We start from the raw sequence: 17,344 nt of genomic DNA, 5'->3' as shown, positions 1-17,344 counted from the left end.
AGGAGCGACTATTACTTGTTCAATAATTATATTAATCCCGCTTCATCCGCCCCGGTAACCACCGAGATGATGCTCTTCCGCAGCTGATCTGCATTCTGTGCCTGATAGGGATCGGCAGCATAGATGACCGCATCGGCAATGTAGCCCTCGGCAATCCGCCCCAGCTCATGACCGCTTCCAAGAATCTCTGCTGCATCTTGCGTAGCGGACTTCCATGCTTCTGCCCGGTTCAGGCCGTAATCGAACAGCGTATCGAATTCCTGCAGGTTGTAGCCATGCAGTGAAGGAGTTGCATAATCCGTACCGAATCCAAGACGTATTCCCGCCCGCTTGGCATATCCAATGGCCATGGCATGAGCATCGGCTGCACGGGCGGCCCGTTCACAGATGACCGGACTCAGCGCCAGTACACCTTTGGGGTCAGCTGCGATCCGGTAGATCGAAGTTGTCGGCACGAAGGCTACGCCGGACTCGGCCAGTCTGCCTGCCTGATCCCAGGTCAGGAACATCCCATGCTCTATGGATTCCACTCCGGCCTGGATGGACCAGTCAATTGTCACGCCGCCCCAGGTATGTACCAGAACCTTCTTCCGGTTCGCGTGTGCATGACGGACGATGAAGGCGAACTCTTCCTCAGAGAAGTTCGGCTCCGTTACCTTCTCGGTAGGCGCGCCAAGACCGCCTGTTGCCATGATTTTGATCCAGCCTGCTCCGGTAGCGTAGATCTCTGCCAGTCGGCCCTCCAGATGCTTAACACCCTTGGCATCTGCTGCGCCCAGCATTTCACTGCTGGTCTGCACCCGTAGCGGCTGCTGATAATACTTCACGAGATGACGGATGGTGCTTGGCAGAATGCCGCCGGCATCACGCGCCGTAGTTACGCCAGTCCGTAAGGTGGCTGCAAAGGCTTCTGCCTGCATTACTTCAACCTCCCGGCTGTCCCGGTTCAGCTGGTCGGCATGATCGAAATCTGTCCAGGCCAGATGTGTATGCAGATCAATGATACCCGGACTGATCCATAGCTTCTGCTGAGGTTGTTCCGCCTGTACATGGCGCGGTTCTGCTTCCTTAACAGAAGTGAACCGGCCATTCTGAATTTCAATATCGAACGGTTTGCCTTCGATACCTGCGATATGGATACTGCTGTACGCCTGGAATTGCGGATGCTTGAGAATCATAGGGCTTCACCCCAAACCTGACGGGCAGCTTGTACTGCCTGCTCTGCATCCTGCTTCAGTAATCCGGCAAGCGTCCGCACTGCGCCTTCAACACCTTCCCGGCTGGCATTTGCCCCGAAATGGTTAATCCGCAGCAGCTGGCCGGATAATTCGCCGTCTCCGGGAGCCACGATGCCGATAGGCTGCTTGATCAGCAGCTTCTGCTCCCCGTTCACCCGAACCGTGGTCGTCAATGTGGAATAATGCCGGCTGTTCTTCTGCCAGGGTTCAAGACCCAGAGCTGTGATCCCCGCTATGGCAGAAGCTGCTGCAATTTCATGGCGCTTAATCACTTGAACCAGTCCCTCATCGGCAACAGTCGTCAAGGCTACGATCAGAGCTCTGGCCTCCAGTGTTGGAATATTTGGCGGGACGCGAAGCGGCGGCGTGCCGTCCGGTGCCGGCTTCAGATCGAGCAAGGATAGAATGGAATTGCGGGGCGCTCTTTCATTCGACTCCAGGAATGCCCAGCCGCGTGGTGAAATGCTGACTGCGCTGACGCCGTTAGGTCCGGCGAGCGCTTTTTGCGCACCCATTACGGCAAAGTCCACGGACCACTCATCGACTAACAGAGCCTCTCCGCCTACTGCTGATACGGAATCCGTTACCGTAATAAGATTATGCTTGCGTGCAAGCCCGAAGATTTCCTTCGCAGGATTAGAGCCGCCTGTAACTACTTCTGCCTGTACGAAAGAAATAGCAACCGGATGGAACCGCTCAACCGCAGACGCCACCTCTTCCACAGTAATGACTTCATCAAATGAAACTTTCACTTCAATCACCGTCGCTCCGCCGCGCTCCAGCCATTGTCCAAACAAACTGCCGTAAGGTCCAGTCACTACATTTAGAATGGTCCGGCCGGGTGCAGCAATTCCTGCAGCTACCGCTTCAATGCCCAATATGGCTTCCCCCGGAATGATCACCGGAGGGTACTGGGTGGATAAGAGATCAGAGAGCTGTCCTGTCAATGTATTGAACTCAGACAGGGACAGCGGGGCAAATCCTTGTGGTTCTCGGTTCATATAGACCTCCTGATGTAATTGATTTCATTGTGGCATCTTCGGAACCGCCGATAACAGCTCGCGGCTATATTCATGCTCCGGACGGATGAAGAACTGATCCTTGGTATTGATCTCTACCAGCTTCCCCTGCCGCATGACGGCAACGGTATCGCTGACCGCATGAATAACCGCGAGATCGTGAGAAATGAATAACACGGTAAGATTAAGCTCAGCCTTGAGCGTGTGGAACAGCTCCAATACGCTCCGCTGCACGGATACATCGAGTGCACTTGTGGGCTCATCGGCGATCAGCAGGCTCGGCTCCACACTTAGAGCGCGTGCAATGGCAATCCGCTGGCGCTGGCCGCCGGAGAATTCATGCGGATATTTGTCCAGCGACCTGGCTTCCAGCTGCACCCGGCTAAGGAGCTCTTTGCTTCTTGTCTCCACTTGGGAACGGTGGACAATCCGGTGAAACAGCAGGGCTTCAGACAGAATCTGCCGGATAGAATGCTTGGGATTCAGCGAGGCATCCGGATTCTGAAAGATCATCTGAATCTTCTTATGCTGCTCCCTGCTTCTCTTCTTGCGTAGTTCCTGGGAACCCAGCAGAATCTGCCCTCCATCCGGAGCGATCAGCCCGGCAATGACCCGCGCCAGCGTAGACTTTCCTGAACCGGACTCTCCGACAAGTCCAAGCGTCGTATGCTGCTCCAAATCCAGCTGAATGTGGTCGAGCGCGGTAAATCCGCCGTAACGGACCGTTAAATCCCGCACCTGCAAAGCTAAATCCATTATTGTCCGCTCCCTTCAAGCTCAAGCTCCGGCAACGGAAGCACCGAATCGATCAGCATCTGCGTATAGGGATCAGCCGGATGCTGCAATAGACTAAGCGTCTCACCGTGCTCGACAATCTGCCCCTGCTTCATGACATACAATCTGGAGCAGAGGTTAGCGGCAATTGCCAGATTGTGTGTAACGAAGACCATGGCGAAGCCCAGCTCTCGCTGCAGACTGGTGATCGTGTCGATGATCTGCCGCTGAACGGTGACGTCCAGGGCGGTTGTCGGCTCATCGCAGAGCAGAATGCCGGGCTTACAGGCAAGAGCCAATGCGATAACAACACGCTGACACTGGCCGCCTGACAGCTGGCTGGGATAGCGGTCCTTTTTTCTCAAAGAATCCGGAAGACCCAGTCTTTCAAGCAGCTCCAGCGCAATCGTCCGTGCAGCTCTCCGGCTGACTTGTTGTCTGTAATACACAACTTCTGCCAGCTGCTTCACAACCGGACAGAGCGGGTCCAGCGCACCTCTCGGGTCCTGGAATACCATCGCACTGCTTACCTTACTCCGGACGCTCCCTCCAGTCTGCTCCACCCCTCGTGGAAGGAGGCCGAGTATTGCCCGCAGCGTAAGCGACTTGCCCGAGCCAGATTCCCCTACCAGCCCGAGACTCTCCCCGCGTGCAAGCGAGAAGCTGATATTATTGACGAGAATTTCTTTCGACTTGGCTGCAAGTGTCAATGATTCTATTTCGAGCACAGGTTCAGTTGACATTATTTTTTCCTCCAAATATCGGCCAGGCCATCCCCTAACAGAGACAACGCTATCCCCGTATATACCACGGCGAATCCCGGAACTGCTGACAGCCACCAGGCGGTGGTAATGAAGGGTTGTCCGTCTGAGATCATTGTCCCCCAGTCCGGTGTAGGCGGTGCGATACCGATACCCAGATAACCCAGTGTAACAATGGCTACAAGCAGCCCGACCATATCTGTCATCAGCACGACAACGGCTTGCGGCAATACATTAGGCAGGAGATGGCGCAGAATAATGCGGCTGCCGGGCAGTCCCAGGGTCTGGGCAGAAGCCACCCATTCCTGTTCCCGGAAGGATGCGCTAAGACCTCTGACCACACGGGCGAATACAATCCAGCCCACGAGAATGAAAGTGATATAAATCCCCCGCTCCCCGGCACCGCTGGCGAAGGCCACGATAATTACGATCAGATAGAACGGGAAAGCGATAAATGTATCTGTAATCAGTGCAATAATTCTATCGGTCCATTTGCCGTAATACCCTGACAGCATTCCCAATAATACACCGGTACAGAAAGGAATGATCTCGGCCAGAACCATGATAGTCAGATCCGTCCGTGCTGCATAGATCAGTCTGGTAAACAAATCACGCCCCAGCTGATCGGTACCCAGCCAGTGGGTGGAAGACGGCGGCTGCAGGAAGGCGCTCAAGTTCTGCTCCGTCGGATGATACGGACTTAAATAAGGGATGAACAGAGCCAGCAGAATAAGCACTGCAAACATTATGATTCCGATCAGCAGGGACGGGGTATTCCATATCCGTCTCAGCCCGTTTACTTGCTTCTTGCCCTCTGGCAATTGTATATCTGGCGTTGTAGTTGTCATTGTTTCCCCTTCGTTCTGGGATCCAGCCACCAGGAGATGATTTCAATCAGCAGACTGATGATCACTACAGATAGCGCGCAATAAAGGGCTATTCCTTGGATGACAGGGAAATCCCGATTCGAAATTGAAGTGAACAGCAGGCTGCCGATCCCTTTGATGCCGAATACCTGCTCGACGACGAGTGTACCCCCGATGAGATAAGAGATGTTAACTCCCAGCAGCATCAGTGTCGGCAGCGCAGAGTTGCGCAGGACATGCTTAAACAGAATAACTCTGGAGGGTATACCCGCTGCTCTCAGCGTGACGACAAAGTCGGATTCGAGTACCTCCAGCATTTGCGCCCTGAGCGAGCGGACCAGTGTAGGAATCTGTGAAAAAGCAACCGTTATCGCCGGCAGCGCCAGGCTTCGCAGCGTCCCTGTGAAGCCTTCACCTACTCCTCCGACAGGGAACCAGCCCAGCCGGACACTAAAGAGCAGAATCAAAAGGATGCCAACCCAGAAGATTGGCATACCGAGAGTGATCGCAGGAAAGATGCGGATCAGGTGATCCAGCAGTTTATCCTTATGTGTGGCTGCAGCAGTAGCAAGCAGAAGTGCAGTAATAATTGCAAGCACACAGGCAATCAGGATAAGCAGCAAAGTTACAGGAGCCCGCTGCATAATCAGCTCTCGTGCCGAGGTGCCCATAATAATGGAATTGCCGGTATCCCCTTGCGTGAACAAGGTCTTCATAAACCGGATGAATTGTTCCCATAGCGGGAGATCCAGCCCCAGGGTGTGATGCATATTCTTAAGCGCTTCGGGCGTACTGTATTCTCCGAGAATCATTTTGGCAGGATCGCCGGGTACAATACGTATGAGGAAAAAGACTGCCGTCATTACGCAGAAGATAACAATTAAGGCTCTTACAAGTGCTATCCCCAGCCACTTGTAAGAACCATTGTTTCCTTGCGCACCGGTTAAGGTTTGCCTGGAATTCATCATTTGCTTAAGCGCACATCTTCCAGACGGATACTGCCGTTAGGCAGAACAACCAGTCCATCCACCGAAGAACGGGCACCAATCAGGATATCCGGGTAGTAGAGCGGAATGTAAGGCACTTCATCTGCAAGCGTCTGCAGCAGCTCGGTATAGATGGCTGCGCGGGCATCGCCGTCTGCTGTTTTTTGGCCCTCATACAGCAGCTTGGTTACATTATCGTTCGTGTAATGCGTCCAGTACGACTTGCTGAAGCCTTCCGGATCGGTCTGGAACGCCAGGATCGAGTTCGCTTCCGGAGAGTCGGCTTGACCGCTGTTCAGCATCGCCGCGAAATCATAGGCGAAGAAGCGTTCACGGAAGGTGGCAAGTTCAACGGATTCGATCTCAATCTTGATTCCGATGGCCTGGCCTGCTGCCTGAATAATCTGTGCTTCCTGGGCTCTTGTGCTGTTGCCGGAAGCGATAAGCAGCTTGGTTGAGAATCCGTTAGGGAATGCAGATTTGGCAAGCTCTTCCTTGGCTGCGGCGGCATCGAAGTTCAATGACTTAAGGGTATCATTGGCGTTGTATGGAATCGTTTTCGGCAGCAAAGAATTGGCGGTCTGTGCATAGCCGAAGGTTAATGCTTTGGTCAGACCGTCACGGTCCAGCGCCAGCGCCAGTGCACGGCGGACATGCACATCGGAGAAATGCTCATCCAGCGTGTTGAAGAACAATTGCTCCGTCACCCAGCTGCCGTTCGTTACGACAGTAGTGTCTGTGCCGTCCTTAATCTCACCTGCATTCTGAAGGGACAGCGCTTCTACTGCATCCACTTCTCCTGCCTTCAGCTGGTTGATCGCCTGACTGTCGTCTTCAATGAGTTTATAGACAAGCTTATCGATATAAGGCTTGCCTTCCTGCCAGTAGTTTGTGTTCTTGGTGAAGGTAACATCACCAGCAGGGTCCCAGGTTTCAACTACGAAAGGGCCCGTGCCTACCGGTTTCTTGAAGAACTCTTCTTCACTGACGCCGCCGAAGTTATTCGGGATGATCCCGTTGGAGAAGTTCGACAGCTCAGAGATGAACGGTGTGTAGGGTTCTTTTAGCTTAATTACCAGTGTCTTGTCATCCTGTGCCTTGAAGGATTCGACCGTCGCGGAGATGGCCAGCGGACCTTCAACCGTCAAATGACGGTTCAGGGAGAACACGGCATCCTCTGCTGTGACTGGCGTTCCGTTCGAGAATTTCAGACCGTCACGCAACACGAAGGTATACGTTAAGCCATCTTCGCTGATCGTGTGAGACTGGGCAAGAAAGTCCTTAATTTCACCCTTGCTGTCAAAAGCGACCAGTGATTCAAACACTTTATCAATCGCAAACGCATTATTCGACGTGATCTGGTTATGCAGATCAAACGAGGTTACTGAAGCCGGCCGGCCATAGGTAAAAGTACCTCCTGCAGCAGGTTCTGCTGTGCTTGTGCTTTCCGTTGCGGCTGGACTCGCACTTGCCTGAGCGCCATTACTGGTGTCCGCATTGTTGTTGGAACCGGAGCAGCCTGCCAGCAGCATTACAAACATTACTGTCAGTGTCCCCATTCCAATCGTTTTTCTAAATTTTGCATTTAACTTGGTCACGTGTGATCCACCCTTCCTATATAAATCATATATGTTTAGTATGGATTGTATTATGGATTACACATCTTCTTCTGTCAAACAAAAGTTCAATTGAGCGGCAGAATTGAATCTAATCCTTCCATTGCAGGAAATGAATTCGTAATCATCTGCTCTCCATCGCTGCCTGGAGGTCATAAGCGCTAATATCCATATCGGTCTCTCTGCCTAGTGCCAGCTTCGCCAGCTGGCTGCCGATAAACGGGCCCATTGTGAGTCCTGAAGCTCCCAGTCCATTGGCTGCGAGAAGCCCCTTCCATTCAGGGACAGCACCTAAGACCGGGAGGAAGCCTGGTGTAAACGGGCGGAACCCTACCCTCACTTCACCCAAAGTGCTGTTTGCCAGTTCAGGTGCCACTTCCAGCCCCTTATTCAGAATCTCCTGCATGCCGCCTGCGGTCACTCTGGTATTATATCCTTTTACATCATTCTCATGAGTTGCCCCGATTACAATATGCTGCTGGTCAAAAGCGAGCAGATATTGATCACTCGGCGGGATGACTACCGGCCATGCTTCCGTCTCCTGATGACCGGAAACCTGCAAGTGCATGATTTGCCCTTTTTGGTAGCTGACTTTGAAATCAATGCCAAGCGGCTGGAGCAGCGGGTTCGCCCATGCGCCTGCGCACACAATAACTTCATCCGCCGCGTAACACTCTGCACCTACAGTAATCCCGGTCACCCGGCCTGGCTCATATTGAAGCGCCGCATCTCCGGTAATTCTGGTGGTACCCTGCTGCTGCGCAGCGTGAAGTAACGCATCCCGCAGGGCGCGTCCATCTACCCGTGCAGCCCCGCTGATATGAACAGAGGCATAACCTTCAGCAAGCAGCGGGAACCGTTCACGGGTTTCTTCAGCCGTAAGCCGCGTAATTTCTCCGATTTCCGGTGCATCCGCCAGCCGCAGACGCGCCCGCTCTTCTATTTTGTCCAGCTTGCCATCATCCGTATGAATACTAAGCGCACCTACCCGGGCATAGCCCGTATGGGTTTCGCCTCCATGCTCTAATTCCGCGATCAGCTGAGGATAATATCGTGCACCAGCCTTTGCCAGCCGGTACCAGGTCTGATTGCGCCGCTGGGACAGCCAGGGACAGATGATGCCTGCGGCAGCATCCGTGGCTTGTCCTTGATCTTTACGGTCGACAATCAGCACCTCTGCCCCCATTTTTGTCAGCTGGTAGGCTGTAGACGCCCCGAGAATCCCTGCTCCAATTACGATGACTTTCTTCATAAGATATGTACAGCCCTTTCACTTGAGGTTAGAATTCTTCGCAAGAAATTCAAGGATCGTATCGTTCACCAGCACCGGCTGTTCCCTTCCCATATGCGGCCGGTGGCCGGCACCCGGGACGATCAGGCATTGTGATCCTTTGATCAGCGAGACTAGCTGAATGATCTTATCCGCTGCAGCGTATGTATCGTGCTCTCCTGCAATGATTAGAACCGGACAGCCGATACTGCTTAACTGTGCTTCGCTCAGGTCCGGATATCTACGCCAGTCAGTAGCTGATTGCCGCATGAATTCCTGCCAATTCCCTAGATGTGCTTCTTCATGCCTCTCTTTCATCTGACAGATGATGCCCTGTTGCCCAAGCTCCAGCAGACGCTCCGGCTCAAAGTCTTCAGCACCAGCCGGATCACAGAATCCGCCGGTTCCAATTGTAGTTAGCGTAGCAACTTTTGCCGGATCATTTACTGCGAGGTACAGTCCGACATTTGCACCCATGCTGTAGCCGGTCAGATGCGCTTTTTCAATACCCATGCTATCCATGAAGGCTGCGATATCATCCGCCAGCTGAGGCGTAGACCATTCGAGACTTTCACACCTGGTTCTGCCATGGCCCCGGAAATCAGGGAAATAACAGGTGTACTTATTTTGGAAATCCAGAATTTGACTAGAAAAGGCCAATAATCCGCGCGAATAACTACTATGCAGAAAAATAACTGGCTCTCCTGTACCCATTTTTTCATAAAACAATTCCAGATCTTTAACTTTCACATGAGGCATGAAACTAACCCTCCATCTGCAGGAATAATTATATTTCGTTAACTCTGACCCTTAACAGCTTAGCACAGGTTGCCTCATCAAGCATCAGGCGGGAGTAAACCCTGGCCCCAACCCATTTCACGCAAAAACAAAAAGAACAGTAATTCCCCGGTTAGAGGGGGATCACTGTTCTACGTCTCACATGGATAAAAGTGCTTCTGCGGTTAAATGTTGTCCAGTTCTCTAATCCGCTCCTCCAGCTTAGGGAACACGCGGAGCGCATTATTATAGAAGACATCCTCCCAGTGCGCTTCCGGGATCAGATGCTTCACGAATGTAATGTAGGCATCCAGCGGAACCAGCGGCCAGTCGGTACCGAAGACGAGCCGGTCATATTTCTCGGCGAACACAATCGCCCGGCGGAAATGATCGGTGTAGGTCTGCTCGGTCAGCAGACGGTCCACCTTAGCCTTGTCACCGACGATCCAGCCGGACAGGTCGGTATAGAGATTCGGATTCTTCTCCAAAAGCGCCGCTGTGTCCATAACCCAGGGATCGCCCAGATGGCAGAGCATAAAGGTAATATCCCGGTGCTTCAGGAACGTCTCTTCCATAGACAGCGGATGCGAATATTTCAACAGTCCCCGGTCAGAGTAAGTTAGCCCTCCATGAATAACGACCGGCAGTCCGTAAGCAGAGGCCAGCTTGTAGACCGGATCGTAGATCTCATCCCCCACATTGAAGTGATAATACCCAGCATAGAGCTTGATTCCAACGACATCCTTCTGTTGCAGCGATTGTTCCAGCGCCTCCAGCTGCCCGTCCAGATGGAGGGTCAGCGGATTAATTCCGGCACAGGTAAACAAATTGTCCGGAAGTGTCCCGCTAAGATCAAGCAGCATGGGATTAAGCGCTTCGGAATCCGGAAAAGCACCGGCGGCCGTCTCCGTTACGCCCATACCGACTCCGGCGACAACACCGGAACGGCGGAACTCCTCCAGGAGTCCTTTGCCGGTATAATCGATATGCGCTAAAGTCCGGGCTGTCTCGTGAAAGGTATCAATATTCGAATAATGTACATGTGCGTCAATGATTTTCATGGGTGCTTCCTTTCTTCAGCTCATTTGTTGAACCGGATTGTCAGCAGATCGGCGTAGGCCTGCTCAGGAATCTTCAGATCCGAGATAAGATAGAATTGTGGCTTGCTGAACCGCTCTTCCCCGTCTTGAAGATACAGCGGGTCTATGGCATAAGACAGTGCCGCATGAGTGTTGGCCATCAAGGCTGTAGAAGTAAGATCCGGTGCAGTAACTAGAGTCAGACGCTGTTTACGTTCTGTGGAGCCCACTTGAAGGATTCCGTTAGTACTTCTAACCCCCAGCTGGACTCTTCCTGCCTTATACACAAGCTCTTCACCGCTGCTGTTCTTCAGATACCCTCTGCTGTCCTTAAGATCGGCGGCCGCACGGTAATGGGACGAGGTTTCAAGCTCGAGCGGATATAACGGCGTGCCTGTATTCTGTTCAATGTGTACAGTAGAAGCAAGCACAGGCACACCCGGAAGCATCATGAAATACTGATGCAGGATAAGCCCTCTGTATTTATCATTCTGCTGAATGGTAACGCTCATGCGTATGCCCGACCAGCGGTTACCCTTGTTGTCCGTGAGCTCAGCGAACTCAGCGGTCCGCGGCTCTTCCATGAAGCTGCGTAATGACATGTCAGTGACCGAAGTTAAAATCCCACCCACCCAGGGATTCCACCAGGATTTAGCTATGGGCTGTGGAAAAGAGGAATCCAGCCACTCCTGGCCCTGATACTCCAGCGAGAATAATCCCGGGGCAAAATGGCTGCTGGCCTGTATCCGCAGAATTCCGTTGTCTACGGCAAGCACCTGGGACTGCTCAATCTCCAGAGTCTGACGGCGGAGAACCTGATCCGACACAGGAAGGACAAGGAAAGCTCTGGAGCTCTCATAAATATCCATATTCAGCTGCAGCGTAAGGAGATCGGGCTCAGAGCCTGATGAACGGGTCAGCGGAAGGCTGATTTCCGAGAGCTTGTGTTCACCTTGTACCGTAATCGATGTCTCCTCAATGCTGCCTGCACGAGAAGAAACAGTGATCTCGCCGTCCAAATAACTCTTCTTCTGCTCCAGAATGGAGAGTGTAAGCTGACCGCTGATGAACGGGTTACCCTGATTAAGCTTCACTTCCAGTTGTTGCGCAGAATTGAGATCGCGCGTGTTGCTGCACTGCAGTGCGAACGAACGGAAATCCTGCCAGGTATTCCAGGTCCCCAGCGCAATCCGCAGCGGACCTGTCTCCAGCTTGCCTCCAGCCGGAATCCGGCCCAGCGAATGCTCAACTGCATGCAGCCACGACTCCTGGATAAGCTCTAATTCTGCCGGCCAGCTGATTCCCCGCGAGATTGCCCCATGGGAAGCGAACATCCAGTTCTCTGTAAACTTCTGCACATCCCAGTAGTCCGGGCTGGAAGCTTCTGCGCCTAATTTCAAATCCAGATACTTGCCGTTATAAGGAATAACGCCTCCCCTAAGGCTGAACTCGAAGCTGTCCTTAAGGACCAATTCTTCCTCCTGATCCGTGTCCAGCGGATTATGAATCCTGAAATGCCGGGAGATGAGCCCATTGCTGTTCAGTTTCACCACCATGGTCAGCAGCATGCCCTTTCTTGCAGTCAGTTCATAGACGGCTTCAAGCACAATGGCTCCATCATCTGTATCATACTGCACTTCAACAGGCGATACCTTCTTGAACTCATTGGTATACGGCAGACCGAACTTCGGATAAGGCAGGCTAACGACATTCTTACGGCCATCATATAGCTTCAGCGTATTGCCGGATTTCTCCAGGACTGCCGAATATCTTCCGCTGCTGATGATCCATTCCTTCTCCGTTTTGCCGCCAAAGGCAGCATCTGCCCCAGGGAAGACCAGGCTCATTTCCTGCTGGAGAATTAATGAAGCGGCCTCCTCCGGACTGCTGCCCTCATTAAGGATCTTCACATTATGATGCCAAATGCCGTAGGCTTGCAGCCGCGCTTGTACAGTAACCGTTCTCCGGCCCTTTGCCGGAACTTCGACTTTAAGTGCAGACTGCCCGAAAGCGAGTATAGCATCATCAGGCAGGTCGAAGACGAACACCGTATCTGCGTTGTATTCATTTTCGACAATCACATCAATTTCAAGCTCTTCGCCTATATAAGCTATTTTGTCCGGCAGCTGCAGCTGTACTTTGACCGGGAATTTGGGTTCAACCCCGATTTTGAATACGGCGGGAAGGCCATTAATGAGCAGTTCGGCCTCAACAACCGGATGGGTCTGATAGATACTCTGTTCCTCTTCAGCCGGATGGATGAAGAAGCTGCCTTCGATCCGTGCCTCGGATTCAATCTCCTGCGTTCCGTTCAGCTCAAAGCTGATTTGCGGATTGCTTATGCCCTTAATCTCCAGAGCCAAAGGCTTTCCGCTCTTATTCACAGCTTCATAGACAATGGGGTATCGGGCTCCAAAAGGTAGCTCATGCCGTTCAGGAATCGTTGCCTGTATCCGGTAATCCTCCGTCTCAATCAGGCGCAGGCCGCGGCCGCTCCGCTCATACTGCATTTTCAGCTGCAGGCCGTCTTTCAGCCATTCATATGTAAAATAGTCAAATCCGTTATCCCCCTGGCCGTCAGGCTGAACGTTGATCTCGCGGATGCTGTCGTTATACCAGTCGATCTTCCCGAAATAAGACTTCACCGCTCCGGTCTGCAGCACTGAAGGGATAAAGTTCATCAGGTGGGTGGTATCGTCCCGTTTCTCCCAGAAAAAACCGCTTTTCTTATAGGTAGGAACCGCCTTGACGTTCCCTGCCCAGGTGTACAAATCGAGCCGGGGCCAGCCAAGCCGGATGGTCTCCTCTACAGCTTGTCTCACCAGTCTCTTACCAACCTTACGTCCATGGAAATCCGGTCTGACGTTGAGCAGTGGAATATAAAGCGCGCCTGTATCCTCTTTGTAGTGGGAGAAGCTGCAATATCCGATAACCTCTCCGCCCGCAACGGCCAGAAATACCTTGAGCAGCGTGCTGTTCTCGTGTTCACGGAGTACACTTTCCTCTGTCCGGTAAGTATTGTCCCCGCCCCAGCTCTCAAAGCTCCGATTCCACATCTCGGCAATGGACGCGGCATGTTTGGCAGGCACGTATTCTTCAATGACTATTTCCTGTGTTTCCGGCATTACGGTATTCCCTCCTCAGATCACTATAGCTTCTCACCTAATGCAATGCACACACGGCAGTAAGTGGATGTTTTTTACAGTATATAATAGAAGGTTTAACCATAGTAATATCTTCTTTGATTATAAAAGATTATTACCTATAGCTATCATCATACCCTGCCCGCTCCGGTCATTGCAAAGCTATGCAAAGCTATGCAAAGGATAACCTTGCCCCCACCAGATAGCCGATAGATACAAACAGGAGCGACCAGATAAATGCACCGGCAACGGTGACAACCAGATATTTTCTGAAAGACATTGCACTGATTCCGGAGATATAGCTGGTAACATGTCTAAGGCCCGGGACGAAATAAGCGATGAAGACCGTCCAGTTTCCGAACCGGAAGAACCATCGTTTCACACTCGCGAACCGCTTCGGCGTAAGCCCTATCCACTTCCCGTATTTGTCCACCACCGGCTGCCCGAGTCTCAGACCGATCGTATAGCTGATCAGCATACCTGTTATTGAGCCGATGAAGCACACCAGCACCGAAACTGAGAAATTCAGCACCATGGTAGAAGACAGATAGCCCACGAACAGCATCAGCAACTCATCGGGAACGGGGAGTCCAAGAAGTCCCAGCGCGAGCAGTGCAAATATAGCTATATATCCGTATTGCGAGATCATCTCCATGATCCAGGGCATAAGGCATCACTTCCTGTTGACGAATTTTTTGAACGACGGGAATGGAATCCGGCTTACCATGAGCAGTGACAGCAGCCCCATTACGGCGATGACCAGCTCCGGCTTCATCCGTTCATCCACCAATGCAATCATTGATAAAATAACGCCTGCAGCCGTAATCGGCATCCCCGTGAACCCCTTCGAAGGCGCAGACAGATTAAATCTGGCCAGGCGCAGCGCTCCGCAGATCAGGAATGCAATCGCTGCAACAGGTCCAAGCCACTGCATATTCTCCAGCCTGTACAACAATATGAGGAAGGTTGGAGCAAGCCCAAAGGAAATAATATCTGCCAAAGAGTCCAGTTGTTTGCCGAAATCGCTGGTACAATTGAGCATTCTTGCCAGTAATCCGTCCATGACATCACATATTGCCGCAAGCAGTATCATGAGTAAGGCGAGATTGTAACGTTCTTGAATGGTGAAAAGCAAGGAAACTGATCCAAGTCCCAGGTTTCCCAGTGTGCACATTGAAGGCAGCCAGTTCCATTTCATGCTGTTTCACTCCTTTCTCAAATATAAGAATTCTTGACAGGTTGTAATAAGTCCGTTCAGCCTTCAAAGGTCACACTAAAACAGACGCCGTCCGTTGTGTTTATCACTGCATACCGGCAGCCGTGCATATCCAATATCTGCTTCGTAATCGACAGCCCGAGTCCGGTTCCCCCTGTCAGACGGCTGCGTGAAGCCTCCGCCCGGTAGAAGCGCTCCCAGATCTGCTCCAGCTGATCTTCGGGGATATTCTCACCCTTATTGTGTATGTTGAATGAAAGTGATTTCTCTTGACCCTCCACGGCAACGGTTATTGTACTGCCATGCTCCGCATGTCTGATCGCATTGGTCAACAGGTTGCTGATTACCTGCTCAATCCAGGACGCATCGGCATAAAGCGGCCGCTCGTTCGCCGGAATAATTACCACATTCAGCTGCTTGTCACCGAGTGAATGTATTAGCTTGTCCGTCACCTTCTCGGTCATTTCACTCAGCATAAAGGAGCTTTTGCGGAGTTTGATGGTTCCGGACTCCAGCTTGGCTAAATCCAGCATATCTTTGACGAGAAACTCCATCTTGTCAGCTTCCTCGATAATGACCTTGATATAATGATCCTGTTTGCCGGCGCTTACCCCATCCTCCAGACCTTCGGCGAAACCCTTGATAATACTGAGAGGAGTCTTCAATTCGTGAGAGGCGCTCGCAAAAAAGTCCTGCTGCATCTGCTCCATTTTCTTCTTCTGCTCCATATCCTCAACCAGCTGCTGATTCGCCTCACGAAGCTCACCCAGTGCAGCATCCAGACTTTGCGACAAAGTGAACATGCTTTTGGACAAGCTGCCCAGCTCATCCTTTTGACGGATCGAAGAATGACCTGTGAAATCGAGCGACACCATCCGTTTGGCGATATTATTGAGCTTAATCAACGGCCGGGTAACCATCTTGGAATAGAACAGCGACAGGACCAATATCAGAACAAACCCGCCGATCCCCAGATATAAAAAGAACCAGCGCAGCGCCACATTCGAATCCTTAACATCCTGCAGGGAGGTGACCGTGAATAAGAGCTCCACTTCCCCGTTCGCCTGCTTGACCGGAAGGATGATGATAGAATTCCGGATACCGCTCCAAGGAGCGGTCCACTCCTCTTTCACTATGTTCAGATTACGGAGTTCTTCATTCTGATCAAGTGTCAGAGGAAACCAGTCCTCCAAGGCTTCGAAGAGGATGCCCTGCCGCGGGTTCCAGACTTTCAGATCCGGTAATACAAGTTCAGTGATTGTCCCGGAAATAGTGCTCATCCCATCATCGGGCTCCTCGCCGATCTGCGGACCGCCTTGCTTCGTAATCGTGAGCGGATAGATCAGATTCCCGGGGTCATTGTCTTCCTCGAGACGTTCTCCCAGGACGGTGACTTGATCATTTTCCTTGAGATTGGCTGCCCTAAGCGGATCCCCGTACTCGTTCATGAACAGGGACATCGGAATCACCTGAATCTTGCCGTCTCCATCCATCACCTTCATCCGGAACGGATCCTCAGACTTCATTCGGCCATCCAGCTTCAGAATGACCATTTGAGTCTTATTGCGCAGCATGAAGCGGACCAGTTCGCGGGAAGTACGGCTCCGCCCCCAGGATTCTTCCGTATAGCCCGTCCCGAAGCTCTTAAGATGCTTTTCCACCCTGTTCTCCTTCTGGCTCTGGTAGAAGCTGTCGAAGAACAGCAGCTGGCTCAAGATCACCATCCCGTAAAAACATACAAAAAAGATCACGGTCATCACAAACAGCTTAAAGGTAATTCCGCGTCTTCTCATTCCTCAACCTCAAACCTGTACCCTGTACCGATGACCGTACGGATATAGCGGGATTCATAACCCAGCTTGCTGCGCAGTTTCTTGATATGGCTATCCACGACACGGGAGTCTCCTTCAAATTCAATTCCCCAGACCCGGCTGAGGATCGTATCCCGGGAAATCACAATCCCCTTATTGCGGATCAGCAGCCATAAGAGATCATATTCCTTCGGGGTAAGCTCGACTTCTGCACCCTCTACCTCCAGACGGTGTGCCAGCGTGTTGAAGATGGCCGAACCAAACTTCACAATGCCCGAATCCGGCAGATGTGTGCCTTGGGCCCGTTTCATCAGCGCGTTTGCCCGGGCCACCAGCACTTTGGGACTGAAGGGCTTGGTTACATAATCATCTGCACCTAATTCAAAGCCGTATATTTTGTCGTCATCTGCAGACTTGGCGGTCAGCAGAATAATGGGGATCGCTGATTGCCTGCGGATTTCCCGGCAGACCTCAAATCCATTCATCTTGGGCATCATGATATCCAGAATCAGCAGATCCGGCAGAAGTGAATCGAACCAGAGGAGCGCATCCTGTCCGTTGTCGGCTTCGCGCACTTCCCAGCCGTTCTGGATGAAATAATCCGATACCAGTTCACGGATACGCAGCTCATCCTCGACGAGCAGCAATTTTTTCTTCAATGTAGTCCCCGCTTTCCGCCCGTTTATACCACTCAGCATAGTCGAGTGTTATGTCCTTTATGTGCCCTGATTCAAATTTCCCCAAAAAAAGAAGCAGCGCATTGCGCTGCCCTCCTGAAAAGTAACTAT

At 52.0% G+C, this 17,344-nt stretch carries 15 protein-coding genes; all 15 read right to left on the bottom strand.

From position 1 onward, the window contains the following. Positions 1 to 26: 26 nt before the first annotated feature. Positions 27 to 1,178 carry an amidohydrolase family protein gene (locus P40081_RS17545; RefSeq protein ID WP_042137230.1) on the bottom strand — a complete coding sequence of 384 codons (1,152 nt, stop codon included), beginning with the start codon at positions 1,176 to 1,178 and terminating at the stop codon, positions 27 to 29. Beyond that, positions 1,175 to 2,239, bottom strand: coding sequence for an aminotransferase class V-fold PLP-dependent enzyme (locus P40081_RS17540; RefSeq protein ID WP_042137228.1), 1,065 nt, complete (start codon positions 2,237 to 2,239; stop codon positions 1,175 to 1,177). Before P40081_RS17540 ends, P40081_RS17545 begins: the two co-directional genes overlap by 4 nt. A gap of 24 nt (positions 2,240 to 2,263) precedes the next feature. Continuing rightward, on the bottom strand, positions 2,264 to 3,013 hold the full coding sequence (locus P40081_RS17535) for an ABC transporter ATP-binding protein (protein WP_042137227.1): 750 nt from the start codon (positions 3,011 to 3,013) through the stop codon (positions 2,264 to 2,266). Continuing rightward, on the bottom strand, positions 3,013 to 3,774 hold the full coding sequence (locus P40081_RS17530) for an ABC transporter ATP-binding protein (protein ID WP_042137225.1): 762 nt from the start codon (positions 3,772 to 3,774) through the stop codon (positions 3,013 to 3,015). The genes P40081_RS17535 and P40081_RS17530 overlap by 1 nt, the downstream gene beginning before the upstream one ends. Further along, the gene (locus P40081_RS17525; protein WP_081956529.1) at positions 3,774 to 4,640 is read right to left on the bottom strand and encodes an ABC transporter permease; all 867 of its coding nucleotides are present in this window, start codon (positions 4,638 to 4,640) and stop codon (positions 3,774 to 3,776) included. The genes P40081_RS17530 and P40081_RS17525 overlap by 1 nt, the downstream gene beginning before the upstream one ends. After that, on the bottom strand, positions 4,637 to 5,626 hold the full coding sequence (locus tag P40081_RS17520) for an ABC transporter permease (protein WP_231575381.1): 990 nt from the start codon (positions 5,624 to 5,626) through the stop codon (positions 4,637 to 4,639). The genes P40081_RS17525 and P40081_RS17520 overlap by 4 nt, the downstream gene beginning before the upstream one ends. Further along, positions 5,623 to 7,242 (bottom strand): ABC transporter substrate-binding protein, encoded by a 1,620-nt coding sequence (locus P40081_RS17515; protein ID WP_042137224.1) that lies wholly within the window; start codon positions 7,240 to 7,242, stop codon positions 5,623 to 5,625. The genes P40081_RS17520 and P40081_RS17515 overlap by 4 nt, the downstream gene beginning before the upstream one ends. A gap of 142 nt (positions 7,243 to 7,384) precedes the next feature. After that, positions 7,385 to 8,512 (bottom strand): NAD(P)/FAD-dependent oxidoreductase, encoded by a 1,128-nt coding sequence (locus tag P40081_RS17510; RefSeq protein ID WP_042137222.1) that lies wholly within the window; start codon positions 8,510 to 8,512, stop codon positions 7,385 to 7,387. Positions 8,513 to 8,530: 18 nt separating this feature from the next. Further along, complete coding sequence (locus P40081_RS17505; RefSeq protein ID WP_081969995.1) at positions 8,531 to 9,289, bottom strand: alpha/beta fold hydrolase; 759 nt, start codon at positions 9,287 to 9,289, stop codon at positions 8,531 to 8,533. A gap of 203 nt (positions 9,290 to 9,492) precedes the next feature. Then, positions 9,493 to 10,368: an amidohydrolase family protein gene (locus P40081_RS17500; RefSeq protein ID WP_042137220.1), complete on the bottom strand. Its 876-nt coding sequence runs from the start codon at positions 10,366 to 10,368 to the stop codon at positions 9,493 to 9,495. Between the two features lie 20 nt (positions 10,369 to 10,388). After that, on the bottom strand, positions 10,389 to 13,511 hold the full coding sequence (locus P40081_RS17495; protein WP_042137218.1) for a GNAT family N-acetyltransferase: 3,123 nt from the start codon (positions 13,509 to 13,511) through the stop codon (positions 10,389 to 10,391). A 190-nt stretch (positions 13,512 to 13,701) separates the two neighbouring features. Continuing rightward, positions 13,702 to 14,196, bottom strand: coding sequence for a DedA family protein (locus P40081_RS17490; RefSeq protein ID WP_039291658.1), 495 nt, complete (start codon positions 14,194 to 14,196; stop codon positions 13,702 to 13,704). A gap of 6 nt (positions 14,197 to 14,202) precedes the next feature. After that, the gene (gene pssA, locus P40081_RS17485) at positions 14,203 to 14,727 is read right to left on the bottom strand and encodes a CDP-diacylglycerol--serine O-phosphatidyltransferase (protein ID WP_042137216.1); all 525 of its coding nucleotides are present in this window, start codon (positions 14,725 to 14,727) and stop codon (positions 14,203 to 14,205) included. Positions 14,728 to 14,783: 56 nt separating this feature from the next. After that, on the bottom strand, positions 14,784 to 16,538 hold the full coding sequence (locus tag P40081_RS17480) for a sensor histidine kinase (RefSeq protein WP_042137214.1): 1,755 nt from the start codon (positions 16,536 to 16,538) through the stop codon (positions 14,784 to 14,786). Next, entirely contained in the window at positions 16,535 to 17,215 is a 681-nt protein-coding gene (locus tag P40081_RS17475) for a response regulator transcription factor (protein WP_042137212.1), read from the bottom strand. Before P40081_RS17475 ends, P40081_RS17480 begins: the two co-directional genes overlap by 4 nt. Positions 17,216 to 17,344 lie beyond the last annotated feature (129 nt).

Origin of the sequence: Paenibacillus sp. FSL P4-0081, assembly GCF_000758565.1 — a bacterium.
Taxonomy (GTDB): domain Bacteria; phylum Bacillota; class Bacilli; order Paenibacillales; family Paenibacillaceae; genus Paenibacillus_AQ; species Paenibacillus_AQ phytohabitans.
The sequence above is the reverse complement of the archived record's forward strand: the minus strand, read 5'-3'. Positions and strand labels throughout refer to the sequence as shown.